Annotated in this window: 12 protein-coding genes and 1 riboswitch; of the genes, 3 read left to right on the top strand and 9 right to left on the bottom strand. The window is 47.8% G+C overall.

The features are described from left to right. Positions 1–22 precede the first annotated feature (22 nt). Together EL628_RS29290 and EL628_RS29295 are read right to left on the bottom strand one after the other, a co-directional pair. Positions 23–529, bottom strand: a complete 507-nt coding sequence (locus EL628_RS29290) for a GNAT family N-acetyltransferase (RefSeq protein ID WP_126583511.1) — start codon at positions 527–529, stop codon at positions 23–25. 134 nt (positions 530–663) lie between these two features. After that, entirely contained in the window at positions 664–1,761 is a 1,098-nt protein-coding gene (locus EL628_RS29295) for a Vgb family protein (protein ID WP_126583512.1), read from the bottom strand. Between the two features lie 416 nt (positions 1,762–2,177). Here EL628_RS29295 and EL628_RS29300 point away from each other — a divergent pair, with 416 nt between their 5' ends. From EL628_RS29300 to gltX, 3 genes are all read left to right on the top strand, one after another. Further along, positions 2,178–3,128, top strand: a complete 951-nt coding sequence (locus EL628_RS29300) for a zinc-dependent alcohol dehydrogenase family protein (protein ID WP_126583513.1) — start codon at positions 2,178–2,180, stop codon at positions 3,126–3,128. 32 nt (positions 3,129–3,160) lie between these two features. Next, positions 3,161–3,478, top strand: coding sequence for a hypothetical protein (locus EL628_RS29305; protein WP_126583514.1), 318 nt, complete (start codon positions 3,161–3,163; stop codon positions 3,476–3,478). A gap of 170 nt (positions 3,479–3,648) precedes the next feature. Then, positions 3,649–5,172 carry a glutamate--tRNA ligase gene (gltX, locus tag EL628_RS29310; RefSeq protein WP_126583515.1) on the top strand — a complete coding sequence of 508 codons (1,524 nt, stop codon included), beginning with the start codon at positions 3,649–3,651 and terminating at the stop codon, positions 5,170–5,172. A 5-nt stretch (positions 5,173–5,177) separates the two neighbouring features. Here gltX and EL628_RS29315 read toward each other — a convergent pair whose 3' ends face one another. The 7 genes from EL628_RS29315 to EL628_RS29345 all read right to left on the bottom strand — a co-directional run bounded on the left by EL628_RS29315 (position 5,178) and on the right by EL628_RS29345 (position 13,214). After that, the gene (locus EL628_RS29315) at positions 5,178–7,034 is read right to left on the bottom strand and encodes a CopD family protein (protein ID WP_126583516.1); all 1,857 of its coding nucleotides are present in this window, start codon (positions 7,032–7,034) and stop codon (positions 5,178–5,180) included. A 166-nt stretch (positions 7,035–7,200) separates the two neighbouring features. Continuing rightward, positions 7,201–7,896, bottom strand: coding sequence for a hypothetical protein (locus EL628_RS29320; RefSeq protein WP_126583517.1), 696 nt, complete (start codon positions 7,894–7,896; stop codon positions 7,201–7,203). A 288-nt stretch (positions 7,897–8,184) separates the two neighbouring features. Further along, complete coding sequence (locus tag EL628_RS29325) at positions 8,185–9,306, bottom strand: oxidoreductase family protein (protein ID WP_126583518.1); 1,122 nt, start codon at positions 9,304–9,306, stop codon at positions 8,185–8,187. 492 nt (positions 9,307–9,798) lie between these two features. After that, positions 9,799–10,848, bottom strand: coding sequence for an ABC transporter substrate-binding protein (locus EL628_RS29330; protein WP_126583519.1), 1,050 nt, complete (start codon positions 10,846–10,848; stop codon positions 9,799–9,801). 51 nt (positions 10,849–10,899) lie between these two features. Beyond that, positions 10,900–11,676, bottom strand: a complete 777-nt coding sequence (locus tag EL628_RS29335) for an ABC transporter permease (RefSeq protein WP_126583520.1) — start codon at positions 11,674–11,676, stop codon at positions 10,900–10,902. Next, a complete protein-coding gene (locus EL628_RS29340) occupies positions 11,673–12,458 on the bottom strand; it encodes an ABC transporter ATP-binding protein (RefSeq protein ID WP_245994532.1) in 786 nt (261 codons plus the stop codon). Before EL628_RS29340 ends, EL628_RS29335 begins: the two co-directional genes overlap by 4 nt. Positions 12,459–12,538: 80 nt before the next feature. Beyond that, positions 12,539–12,643: riboswitch (TPP riboswitch) on the bottom strand. 118 nt (positions 12,644–12,761) lie between these two features. Further along, positions 12,762–13,214 carry an RING finger protein gene (locus tag EL628_RS29345; protein WP_126583521.1) on the bottom strand — a complete coding sequence of 151 codons (453 nt, stop codon included), beginning with the start codon at positions 13,212–13,214 and terminating at the stop codon, positions 12,762–12,764. Positions 13,215–13,473 lie beyond the last annotated feature (259 nt).

Raw genomic sequence — 13,473 nt, forward strand, 5'->3', positions numbered from 1 at the left:
TTTTGTCTATTAAAAATAGGGGTTAAGCGAGATTTTTCACTGCATAGAGTTGGAAATCCTGCCCCCACTGATTGACGTCTCGTTCATACTGCATCCCGATCTTTTGTGCAATATGGATCGATGCCTGATTTTCATGTGGGATGAGCGAGATCAGGCGGGGAAAATGCAGTTGCTCAAAACCATACTCTTTGAGGGCCTGAGTCCCCTCTAGAGCCAGCCCCTGTTGCCAATAGGGTTGTGCAAGAATATACCCCAACTCTATCTCATGCTTCCCTTCAACTTCTTGATTGAGGAGACCACAATGGCCAATAAACTGCTCAGTGCTCTTGAGCAAGGTAGCAAAAAACGAGTGACCTGAGATCTGATACTCTTGAATATAGCTGTTGAGGACGCTCTGCACCTCACTCCGACTTCGGGGTCCACCCAGAAAACGCATCACTTCCGGATCTGCATACAGAGCCGCCATTGCGTCCAGGTCAGAGATCTTCAAAGGGCGAAACAGCAAGTGTTCGGTCTCTAAAACAATCATATTTTTCCTCACAATACTCCCATGAATAAGGGTGCTTCACTCTATTATATGTGTTTGTGCTTCTCTTTACAAACTATGATACGACGCGGTTCTCATAGAAAGGGCGATACATTTGGAAAAATAGTAGTACATTTTCACGAGAAATACGCTACTTTTCGAAGCATCCCGCTGAAATCATTGCCACTGAGATATGTATTAACATTTTTTCCATTGAGAGCTATCTCACTGAACCAGATCTTTCCATTAGGCCCACGGGTAATCGAACTGGGGATCGTCTGACGGCTCAACTGGATCTCACCAAATGTCCCATTCGAGGTGAGATGACCAATCAGGCCAGTCACAACAGGATTGTTATTGCTACCACTCAATCTCTGTTCGCTAATCCATAATGCGCCATCAGAGCTACTGGCAATTCCTGTCACAATGGTATACGGAATCGCAAACTCGGTGATTTTACCCGTTGTATCGACGCGACCAAGTTTCACAGGCTGCTTATTGGTAACGGTCTCGGCAAACCAGAGCTTGCCATCTCCTCCCAAGGTGAGAAACGCGGGTGTGCCCTGATTACTCGAAAGCGAAAACTCTGTCTCCTGTCCCGTGGGAGTCAGGCGGCCAATCTTGCCAATGCTGCTAAACCAGAGGTTTCCATCCGAACCTTTGACGATGGCCAGCGGGTTAATCTCTGGAGAAGAGAGCGGAAATTCATTAATCTGGCCATCAAGCGTCATGCGGCCAATCTTATTCGCATCTGCAAACCAGAGCGCATTATCTGGACCAGCGGTGAGGGACTGCGCATAGCTTCCCGCAGGTAGATCAAACTCTTTAATCTCACCAGCAGATGTTATGCTGCCAATTTTGGCCTGCTGCAACTGACCGCTTACAGCATCTACTAGAATCTCATTGAACCAGAGATTCCCATCTGGTCCACTTATTAGAGACCCGCCTAATGCCGCATTTGTAGTAGGAAGTGCAAACTCATCAACCTTACCAGTAGAATTGATACGTGCAATTTTACTCTCTTTGAGCTGTGCAGATTCAATAAACCAGAGGTTTCTATCAGCACCACTTGTTAATGATCCTATATTGAGAGCAGAAGGAGCCAGTGTTTGCTCCTGTATTTTTCCCAGATCAGGTGTTGGTGTTGCGGCTACACCTGAACTGCCCGCTGAGTCACAAGCACTCAGCAACGCAACAAGAGCTCCAATCACAAACAGAAGAGAAGACTTATGCATAAGTGGTTTTGAGCCACAAAATGTTTTAGAGGAAGAAAATCTTTTAAAACAGTTCATACAGTACTTTCTAAGCAGCAGGCTGCTTTTCTATTACAAAATAATGCGATTTGAAGTATTTCTTTTGAGAAGTATACCATCTAACTGATCAATAGATGGATTTTTTCTCGCTTAAATAGCCTGAGCTACCTATGTCTGGATAAGAGAGTCCTATTGTGCTGTCTCTTTTATTCACTTCTCGGTCGTATTAACAGCAGCAATAAGCTCTGGTTGCTCTTCTGAAAATACAGGATGGTGAAACCCTTTCATGAACGCTTACAATCACTGACCTTTGCATTAAAAGCGAAGGTTGACATCAGTACGAAACGAGTAGAGAGACCTGATTAAGATAACGTCAGGATCTGGAAAAGGATCGCACAATGAAAGCTATGCTTATTACTGGATTTGGTGGTCCAGAAGTATTTCAGCTACAGGATGTTGAGAAACCTCGACCAGAAGCCAATGAGGTATTGGTGAAGGTCTATGCCAGTTCAGTTAATCCTGTTGATTATAAAATCCGCCAGGCTGGAGAGTGGTCAGGCGTCAAGCCTCCTGCGGTTATCGGCTATGATGTCTCGGGAGTGGTAGAGGCCATCGGCCCGGGTGTGAAGGACTTTAAAGTTGGCGATGAGGTCTTTTATACGCCTGATATCCCTGGTCGCATTGGAAGCTATGGAGAATATCACGTTGCCCGCGAAGCGATTGTCGCGCATAAACCCAAAAATCTCTCCCATCTTGAAGCTGCCAGTATTCCCCTGGCTGGTGGGACCGCCTGGGATGCCATAATCACACGCGCAAAACTGCATGTTGGAGAGACCGTTCTCATTCATGGTGGAACTGGTGGCGTTGGTTCTTTTGCGATTCAGATCGCTCGGGCAGCTGGAGCCTACGTCTTTACCACCTGTAGCGAAAAAAATCGCGATCTGGCCATACAGCTTGGTGCCCACCGAGCAATTGATTATACCAAGGAAAACTTTATTGACGTCATCCAGAAAGAGACCAATGGAGCTGGCGTCGACGTCGTCTTTGACACCGTTGGACGCGATACAATGGCCCGGAGTATCGCTATTACTAAGATATATGGCCGGATTGTTGGGATTGTCGATACAACAGGCAACCTCTTCCCGGGTTTTATGAAAAACATTACTCTGGAGCTCCTTTTCTTACAACGTGAGCGGTATAAGCTAGATTATCTGCGTGCGCTGATCGAGCGTGGTCAGATCAAACCGCATATCGACTCAGTGCTACCGTTTGAAAAAGTAGCTGAGGCTCATAATCGACTTGAAAAAGGTGGAGTCACAGGCAAGATTGTTCTCCAGGTGGTAAAATAAGGCTGAAAATTTCGTGAGAAGCGAGAGAGACAATGACAAAGCCACCAGAACAGAGAGATGACCAGAGCGCTGCCTTACTGCGAGAAGATGAGACACGCTGCGTTCGTCTGCTAGCTGCATGCCGACGCTTTGCCGTTAGCCTCAGTGGAGCCGCTGGCTATTATGCTACCTTCGGTCAGAATGAAGAGCCTCTGCTGCGTTCTTTTGCACAGGTGCGCGAAGCTCATTCCAGTCCTGATGGACGCTATGACCAGCTCTTTCAACAACGCTGCCAGAAAGCCGGGCTGATGCCATCCGATGTGAAACGCCTGACCGAAAGGCTGCAAGACTTAGAAGAAGACGAGAGCTAGCCTTTATCAGCTCTTGTCGGTTGAGCTCACTACCTTGACAAAGAGGACTATAATAGATAGGCGTAAGAGAAGACTAAGTAGCTAGATTTTCTAGAGCCATTATGATCAATACGTTCATAACGGCTCTTTTGTGTGATAGAGATGGCGCGTTCGTTTTGAAAGAGGTTGTTATGACACAGATTGAGCATCGCACTCAGGAGCAAGAGGCGGCGGCAGGTGATAGGAAGCCCCGTCTCCGCTTTGCCCCCAGCCCCACGGGCCTTATGCATATCGGCGGTTTTCGTACCGCCCTCTTCAGCTGGCTCTATGCCCGTAAGACCGGAGGCTCTTTTATCCTTCGTATCGAAGATACTGACCAGGCTCGTACAGTTGAGGGAGCAGTGGAATTCCTGCTCGAAGGTATGGCCTGGCTGGGCATGGATATCGATGAAGGCCCTGTGGTTGGCGGTGCTTATGGTCCCTACTTTCAAACGCAGCGCCGAGAGATCTATCATCAATATACTCAGCAGCTCCTGGACAGTGGGCACGCATATAAATGCTACTGTACGCCTGAGCGCCTGGATGAGATGCGCAAAGAGCAGATGGCAAAGAAGCTCCCACCACGCTATGATCGCCGTTGCCGCTATCTCACAGCAGATGAGCGTGCTGCCCACGAGGCTGCTGGCGAAAAACATGTCATTCGTTTCGCAACACCCATTGATGGCGAGACAACGTTCCGTGATGAGTTACGTGGTGATATTACCTTTAAGAATGCTGATATTGACGATACAGTCATTCTGAAGTCCGATGGTCTCCCTACCTATCACCTGGCACATATCATCGACGACCATTTTATGGCGATTACCCACCTTGTTCGCGCCGAAGAGTGGATCTCCAGCGCTCCTCGCCATATTCTGATCTGGCGTGCCTTTGGCTGGCAAGAGCCGTTGATCTATCATGCTCCCGATGTGTTGGGCAATGATAAACGGAAACTGAGCAAACGACATGGCGCACCATCCTGGAAAGAGCTTCAGCAGCAAGGCTTCTTGCCAGAGGCGGTCCTCAATTTCCTGGCACTAATCGGCTGGTCGCTTGATGATAAAACCGAGTTCTTTACACGTGAGGAGCTCATTCAGTCGTTCACGCTGGAGCGCGTAAGTGTAGCCGGTGCCATCTATGATGCCGAAAAGTTAGCCTGGATGAATGGGGTCTATATTCGTCAACTCTCATTAGAGGAGATGACACGTCGCACCATTCCATATATGGAGCGACCAGCAGCCGAGGGTGGACTTCCCGATAGCATTCAGCGCCCACTTGATGTCGACTACACTACACGCGTGCTGAGCCTGGAGCAGGAGCGCCTGCGTACGCTGGGAGAGGCCGCAGAGGCTGTTTCGTTCTTCTATACCGATGATTGGGATTATGAGACGGCGACCTTGATCCAGAAAAATATGGATGCCGCCAGCACAATTACAGCTCTTCAGAGTACGTATGAGCTGCTGGAGTCACTCCCCACATGGGAGCATGAGCCGATGGAAGCTGCAATGCGTGAGCTCACAACCAGACTTGGTCTCAAAGCTGGTCAGTTGTTTGGTGCTGTCCGCACAGCAGTCAGTGGTCGTAAAGCCACTCCTCCTCTCTTCCAGATGATGGAGGTTCTGGGCCGCGAACGAACACAGGCTCGTATTCAGCGGGCCATTGCGCGTTTACGCTAATCTACCTACCGCATGGAGATTGCCCTGGTCAGGGTAATCTCCATGGTTACTTTTGCCACATCATGAGCTGGCCGCCGGACGATAAGATCAACCTGCCAGTGACCTGCCATACTTAAATTCGTCCCCGATGCACTATAGTAACCCGCTTTCCCCGCAACTGGTACCAGCGTCATATCCTCAACACCCATCGCCATATCTAACATCGTGAACCGTAGAAGCACTGCATCCACCTGTTGAACAGGCTGGCCCGTCTGGTCTTTTAACAGGACCTCAGAGGTATTTGATCCCACCTGTGCTGGATTTATTACAAGACTATACGATATATCGTTCATTCTCCCCTGTTTGATGAAGGCTCCTGCACTCGCATGCTCTGCTGGAGGTGGTGGCGGGCTCATACTGGTCAATCCACTCACAACAACAAGCAGAACGAGGGCGACGGCCAGTTCACTGTGCGCTATCCGTTTGAACAATCTTTGCAATCTACCAGCCGCTATTGAAGGGGCTCCGCTCTCAGGACTTGAGCTGGCGGCAAAGGCTCGCATCCGAGGGCTAATGCGTAGAAGATTCCATCCACCACAGCCAAGCAGAAGAGCAAACAGCACCAGTTTTACCACTAATACGCGCCCATAGGCACTCCCAAACAGAGCTTCCCAACTTTTCAGGGCAACACAGGCCTGGACGCTTCCTGTGATCATCAGAACAACGACGCATACTGTAGCGATACGCGAGAAATGGGGAAGCAATGCACCCAGTACGCGCGTACGATCACCTGTCCCTGGCTTCAGGATGGGGAAAAGCGATGATACGGTTATGATCAAGGCTGCCAGTCCACCAATCCAGAAACCGGTACTCATGAGATGAAGGAGATCCAGTGGAACTAAGATCCAGGCGTACGTATTGGCTGCCTCATGAGAGTTCAATGCTGTTGTTAGCATTATGCCTGCACCTGCTATAAGCGCAATAACATAGAATGCTGGAAATGCTCGCTTCGTCTGGCTCCAATACTGTATAAACCAGACGCCTGCAATGCCTGCGATACAGAACAGGCGAAGAAACCAGACGATGCCAAAACGGCTATGCAGCAATAAATTCAGCACCACACCATGCGAAACAGCCTCCCAGAGGCTACTCGAGCTGACGACGCTTGCCTGAAAAGAGAGAAAAGCCAGCCAACCCGAGCCTGCCAGTAGCAGCGAAACTCCCATCATCTGGTGCACCCGCTGCTGCATACGCACATGGGCCAGTTCCAGTTCCATTGCTGGTTTTAAAGCTTGATAGCCAGGGAACCAGACGAATAGATAAAACGCTATCCCACCCACCAGTCCCGCCATCCCAATATAATTCAACCAGCGGATCGCCACGCTCCAGAGAGTAAAGTTGCTATCGCTCCCTTGATTCTGTGCAATCAGAGCATCCGTATTGGTTGGAAATAGGCCCGTACCTACCACAAAGCTAAAATTTCCTGTCACTTCATGACCATCATCTACCGATACTGTATGATAGACAACCGTATAGGCTCCATCTGGCAGATGAGTACGCAGTGAAATGGTCAGGACCGAGGTATCGGCGACCACAGAGTGGCTATCATTCTGATCAACCCGTTGCCGTGCCTGATCATACACCTCTAGTCGACTGAAATCTGGCTCAACCTGCTCTGTAAACCAGACACGAACCTCACGGGGTGGTTCGCCGCTTAACAAACGTGCATTAGCGGAGGGGAAGCTATGGTCATATTGTGCGTGTAATGGAAGCAAAGCTCTTGCATGGGCAGTTCCTGATAGAAGCGAAAAGACACCCAGTAATCCACAACACAGGCAGATCATTCTGGCTATTTTGAAAAGCGTCGAGGCTGATATCTTCATCACAGATTTCCGTACATGTTCATCGTTCACTTCCAATTGTTCGTCATTGAGCGAGAGGAGCTCTGGATTGCACTCATGCGCTATAACGACAGTATCTCATGGAGCATTTATGCTCATCCACATAAGATACTGTCCTATACTTTAAGAGAACAGACACTTTGAAGATTTAGCCACGCAGGCTCTCCTCAGGCTGCTGCATTCGAGTCTCCTGACGGGGCTTGCGTGTTAAGGCAAAAGCCGCAGCACCCAGGCCAAGTACGCCGAGCACCGCTCCGGCAATACCAATCCCGGTTGCAGTCGTCGCAGCTTGCTGAGCTGACTGAACCTGATCTTTCAGGCCAGCAATATCTACATTTCCTTTATCCTGCACAGCGGGATACACTTTTAATGCTCCAACAGAGCCAAAACCAGTTGGACTACTGGTAAACTTCTCATCAATTTTCTCGTTGTTAAGCGTGCCAAAAATATGGAAAGTATAATCACCAGTGACAGAAGGCGCAAAATAGGCATTGTATTTTCCTGGATTGGCCCATCGAGGAACAATTGGCAAGGCCAGAGGAGCCGATGATCCAGCCGATACTTCTACTTTTAGCGTTTTATCTGCATCGTTTACTGGATTTGAGACTACTTTTGCTCCATCTGTAACCGTATAAGTGCAGGCATCGCCATTACAAATAGTTAAATCAAGACTATTGGACTGTTGAGCATAAGCTGGCTCCGTGAGGAAACCAACGATAAACGTGTAAGGGCCAACATGCCGCTTCTCATGTGCAGAGGCAGGTGCAGCCAGAAATGCAACGGCAGTAAAGGCGACAACTATCGCAAAGCAACTTGATGCCAGTAACTTACGAAATCTTTTCATCGAACAATGCTCCTGAGTGTACTCTCCGAGGCCTGACAGTAGTAGACAACAATAGATAAAGAGTTGAGTGAAGCCTCTGAAATCTGGTTTCATTCTAGCAGTCAAAGTTGAAGCAGACATGAGTACTTATCCCTATTTTTGTAAGATTTTTTCTCAGGTGCTGACCTGGTAGTGGAGGCCCAGGTTTTTCTGGCAGGATCGTTCGCTCAAATGAGGACTGAAAATCGTCAGGGGCATGATGTATGAGTGTGTTTGAGACTGAAGACGGCGCTGTCTGTCAATAACATACTATTCTGGCTGATGCAGCATTCCTTTGCAATCCCAATCCTGGAAAGCATCGACCAGGCATTGCATCTTAGGCCACCAATACTTCTTCGCTGAACCTTCCCAGGCATCCTGAATACAGACAAAGAGCCACTCAATAAGACCAATTTTGTAATCCGTGAGAAGATCTTCCCAGCTATAATTTGTGACGCCATGCTCGGTTAATGTCGCATAATAAAGGCGAAGAGCCTGAAGTTCCCGCCCATTAGATTGCCTTTGTTCTCGCGTCCAGCATGTCGCAAGCAGGTTTACAAGATCACCACCAGCAAAGTGCACTTCAGGACCTTGCCAATCAAGAAGGTAGGTAGGTCTGGTGAGCGGCTCTCGAGGAACCAGAAAATTACAGAAGTACGTATCTCCATGGAGCAAGGTAAGATGATTATTCTGCTGCAAACGCGGTGCCAGATAACGATTCCAATAAGCAGGGAAAGACTCAATCACCGTGTCATACGTCTCTTGAATAGCAATTGGCAGATCTAAGGTAACCTTTTTGATCAGGTACAGCCAGCGTGCAGGTGGACGCTGCATATAACTGGCTACAGGTGCTTCATGTTGAAACCATTCACCAGTCTGCTCAACTTCAGTTTTCAAGAGTGGTCGCTCCCACCAGTAGGCATGAAAACGTGCAAGCACATCAATAGTAGAATCAATGTACACTTGGGAAGGAACTGCTTCAACAATATTAAATTGCTGCTCACGCGTAATTGGAGGCCGATGAGTTGAGGTAAGATCTTGCAATAAGAGGTAGGAATCACCGCTTATTTCATCATAGCTGGCCGCAAAGCAGCGCACGAGTATATCAGGATGATCCTCGGCCACAGTGGTATAAAACTTCACTTCACGAGCGCCTGCTCTCATACCCCAGGGTACCTTTAAGTTGTATTTAAGCACAAACTGCGTAGGTAAGAGCATCGGAGCGTCCGCCGAATACTGGACACTTAAACGCACAATTGATGAATTGAATATACCTACCTTTTTCTGCTCAAGAGAGACCACTTTACCCTGGCTCAGTTCACCTGCTTGATACAGTACTGAGGTCAGCCATTCTGCCGTGATCTGTTCCGCATTTGCAATCGCATTAACCACAAAAGATTCCTTCCTTCATTCATGCTTGTCGTTTTATAAGCGAGAATACACCTCGTTCTTCTCACGTTTTAATAGATGTATTTATACTTACTCAACAGTGAATACTACGATTCACAACCGTAAAACCTCTCAAAAGGAACACCTATTGCCTTATAAATTATCGACGACAGGATGCCGTCATATATATAACTTTGTCTGAAAAGAAATTTGGATGAGCAGATCCCAACTATGCGTCTGGATTATGCTCATCCAATACAAATCACGACATCCTTACTGCTCTACTTAATGATGGGCCAACTCATGTCTGAGATGAAGCAGTTCGAGCGGCTGTTTCTTCCCCGCTAGAACCTGCCCACAGGCTTTGCATGAAAATGATACGATGATTGCTAGCATTCTTCATCTCTCATACTGGCTCATATATATTGGAAGCAAACAAACAGCCTCAAGAAGAGCGATTAGTTATACTTGCCTTATTGCCCTGTAAGAGCTTGCTCAAGGCAAAAACTGGTTGGTGTATAACGCATCTAGCTCAAGGCCCTTAACTGGCTGATTGGAGGCATCTGTGACACCACCTGCATCCAGAATAAATTGGGGATAATTGTGCCAGGCCGCTGCCTCCTGTACACCCCATTTATGCCCACTATCTGCATAACGACTACTCAGAAATTGCTGGCTCTCTTTGACATAAGCTTCGTCAGGAAAGGTTCCTTTGGGGGTGCCTTGAAGAAGATCCTGGGCCGCTTCTGTAACATGGGTGCGCGCATATTCATAGCCTCTGGCGGTGGCACGCATAAAACGTTTCAGAAGATCGCTCTTCTGCTGAATCTCCTGGGAGCTCGTAATAATGGTTGGAGTATAGTAATCGGCGATACCATTCTCAATAATAGGGAACGTATTCAGTTGAATACCCTGATGTTTGGCCTGAATCCCCTCCGCACCTTCAAAGACCCAGGCAAAATCGACCTGGTGATTCTCAAGGGCCTGCATCGGATCATCAACGGTAACACTCTTGAAATCTCCCTTTCCGCCACTATGTTTGATCATCTGAGAAACCACAGCGGATTCATACGGATACCCAAAGGCTCCATACGTTTTGCCATCAAGCTCTTTGAGGTTCGTAATGCCAGAGCTTGCTAAGGTAACCAGCGCAGACGTATTATGCTGCACAATAGCCGCTATCGAAACAACTGGCTGCTTCTGTGCTGCATCTGCGACAATAGCCTCAGTCGAGCTAATACCCACATCAGCCTTTCCTGTACTGACCAGCGTATCTGGCAAAATGCTCTGCGAATAGGGAAGCAGTTGCAGATCAATCCCTTCATCGGCATACCAATGGTTCTGCTTCGCCAGAGCAACATAGATGCCCGTATGATTGGTATTGGGCGTCCAATCGAGAGCGAGAGTCATCTTTGTTAAAGGCTTATGTGAGTTTTCGGAAGCGCCTGAGTTCTTCTGCTGTTGGAGTAAAAATGCTGTTACAACAACAAGGACCACCAGTAGCGGCAGACCTATACTTAGAAGGAGACGTATACGTGAGTTCATAGCAGAAAATCCCTTTCCCATCAAATAATGACGAAATGTATAAAGAACAATTTAGCGAGCAGGTTTGCTGCGCGAAGCATGATACCAGGGAAGAGCAATCCACTCGATCAAGTTCACAAAACTAAACAGGAGCAGGCTCACAAAAGCTGTCACAAAGATCGCTGCAAAAACAATCACTATAGCGTGCGCATTCGCAGCTGTCTTCATGTATAAGCCCAATCCTTGATAAGCTGCGACATACTCGCCGAAAATAGCGCCTGTCATACTATAGGTTGCAGCAATACGCAGACCAGAAAAGAAGGAAGGCAGAGCAGCAGGCAAACGTACAAGCCAGAGAATCTGCCAGCGAGATGCACGCATACTCTGCATTAAGCGGATCAGGTCCGGGTCGACGCCAGCCAGTCCATCAGCTACAGAGACTGCGATAGGAAAAAAACAATAGAGCGTGACCACAATCACTTTCGGGCCTAGATCCAATCCAAACCAGATAACCAGTAGTGGTGCCAGAGCAATCATCGGAATCGTCTGTGAGATGACCAGCAATGGGTAGACTGCCTTGCGAATCCATGTGGAAAGATCCAGAACAACCGCCAGACAGAGACCAAGTAGAGTAGCAGCCATCAGGCCCAGCACCGTCTCTAATGCTGTCTGGATGGTGTGACCAAGCAAAACATCCCAATTCTCAACCAGGGCTTGTAGAACGGCTGAAGGCGCGGGCAAGACATATACATTGATCAGCCCTGCACGAACATACAGCTCCCAGCTCAAAAAGATGCTGGCAGTGAGAACAAAGGCGGGACCATAACTGGCTAGTTGGCGAAGCTTCATAAACGCTGCTCCTTCATCAGGAGATCAAGTAATTCCTGCTCCAACCTGATAGCTGACGCTAAAGCAAGGTGCTCTTGTCTACGTGGGCGTGGCAGATCAATCTCCACAACACGCTGCACCCTGGCCGGACGAGCACTCAACACGTAGACACGATCTGAAAGCAAGATAGCTTCGCGTACATCATGAGTGATAAAGAGAACGCTAGATGAGAAGCTTGCCCACAAATCTAATAACCACATCTGTAGAGCCATACGCGTAAGAGCATCAAGGGCGCCAAAGGGCTCATCCAGCAGGAGAAAAGAATGATTAAAGAGAACAGTGCGTAACAGGGCCACACGTTGCCGCATCCCACCAGATAAGGTTGCGGGATAGTGATGAGCAAACTCGGCCAATCCAAACCGTTTTAGTAGATCTTGAGCCTGAACAAGAGACTGTTTGCGAGGCTGATGACGCACATCCAGGCCTAATAGCACATTCTCTTCAACCGTCCTCCAGGGAAGTAACAATGGCTGCTGTGGCATATATCCAAATGCTCCTACTCTTTGAGCATCAGCCTGACCATCTAAGAGGATCTGGCCCTGATCAGGATGATCAATGCCAGCAATAATATTGAAAAGGGTACTTTTTCCACTTCCACTAGGACCAATAATTGAGACAAACTCACCAGTTGCTACTGTCAGATCAATCTGCTCAAGTACTGATAGAGAGCGTTTGCCAGCACGATACATTTTGTTGACATTGGTCAGCACAAGTTTCGGCGAGGCAGAGAAACCATTCTCCACAAAAGACCTTTCCTTTGCAGAGCACAAAAAAAGCCACACCTGAGAAGGGTGTGACCACAACGGTAATCCCTAGAGAGACCGTCTGACCATCGCCGCTTCCCTCCGCTGGTATTATCCAGATCAGGTTCTCTTAAAGGGTCGGCAGTTACCCGCCTCTCAGCCTTGCGGCACCCCTAGCAGCTTTTGATATGCTTTGTAGCAATAATTCTTTTTTTTTACATGATAGATAAGCCTATCTACTGATACTAGTATAAAGGATAGACTATCATTTGTGAAGAGGCTATCTGCTACACTGATACAAAGTTACGAGGGACTAACTTGATCGGCAGTCACAGTAACATGAAGCGTATAATTACCTGTCGCTAGAAGCGTTCCTGCTGACGACATCACCTCTAACTGTGTCCCATTCGCAAATGTTACGTTCTTAAACGTATGAGAATGGCCTGCTGCAATACTTGCCACCCCTGTCAATGTTTGCGAACTGTCACAAATCTCTACATGCAATGTATTAGCTACTGGCAACGTCAGGTTTGCCTGAACGGTTACTGTAATGTCCTCTTGAGTAATGCCCTGACAGATAGGGAGTTTATTCACGACCTCTTTCCCAACCTGTTCTTTATCCTTAAAATTGCTCTTTAAACATTCTGAAGATGGGGCTGCGTAAGCTGAATGGAGATGGAAAAATGTGATACCGAAGAGCGAAAAGGCAGTTAGCACTAACAAAACGCCGCCAAAAGCAGCATACTTTCGATGCATTTAATTCTCCTTATATTATCCATACAAAGGTGGAAGACAGAAATACCACCTACTAATGGCAGTATACAAAAGAGAAGAAATCAAATTTGTAAATGTATAGATGAAGGCATACACGATTGTATCTACTTTACATCTTTTTATATTCGAAATGGTGCGTGATATAACCATACAAGTATGGCAGGTTGCTTGTCTCCTGCCTAAATGTCCCATTCCGCCATGCCAGCCCCTCCATAGCCTCTGTTCCCGTTTTCCTCTTCCA

Source organism: Tengunoibacter tsumagoiensis (assembly GCF_003967535.1).
GTDB lineage: Bacteria > Chloroflexota > Ktedonobacteria > Ktedonobacterales > Ktedonobacteraceae > Tengunoibacter > Tengunoibacter tsumagoiensis.

Coding starts and splice junctions, on each gene's coding strand:
- EL628_RS29330 (WP_126583519.1), bottom strand. CDS start 10,848: ATGAACTCACGTATACGTCTCCTTCTAAGTATAGGTCTGCCGCTACTG.
- EL628_RS29290 (WP_126583511.1), bottom strand. CDS start 529: ATGATTGTTTTAGAGACCGAACACTTGCTGTTTCGCCCTTTGAAGATC.
- EL628_RS29295 (WP_126583512.1), bottom strand. CDS start 1,761: ATGCATAAGTCTTCTCTTCTGTTTGTGATTGGAGCTCTTGTTGCGTTG.
- EL628_RS29315 (WP_126583516.1), bottom strand. CDS start 7,034: ATGAAGATATCAGCCTCGACGCTTTTCAAAATAGCCAGAATGATCTGC.
- EL628_RS29335 (WP_126583520.1), bottom strand. CDS start 11,676: ATGAAGCTTCGCCAACTAGCCAGTTATGGTCCCGCCTTTGTTCTCACT.
- EL628_RS29300 (WP_126583513.1), top strand. CDS start 2,178: ATGAAAGCTATGCTTATTACTGGATTTGGTGGTCCAGAAGTATTTCAG.
- EL628_RS29305 (WP_126583514.1), top strand. CDS start 3,161: ATGACAAAGCCACCAGAACAGAGAGATGACCAGAGCGCTGCCTTACTG.
- gltX (WP_126583515.1), top strand. CDS start 3,649: ATGACACAGATTGAGCATCGCACTCAGGAGCAAGAGGCGGCGGCAGGT.
- EL628_RS29345 (WP_126583521.1), bottom strand. CDS start 13,214: ATGCATCGAAAGTATGCTGCTTTTGGCGGCGTTTTGTTAGTGCTAACT.
- EL628_RS29320 (WP_126583517.1), bottom strand. CDS start 7,896: ATGAAAAGATTTCGTAAGTTACTGGCATCAAGTTGCTTTGCGATAGTT.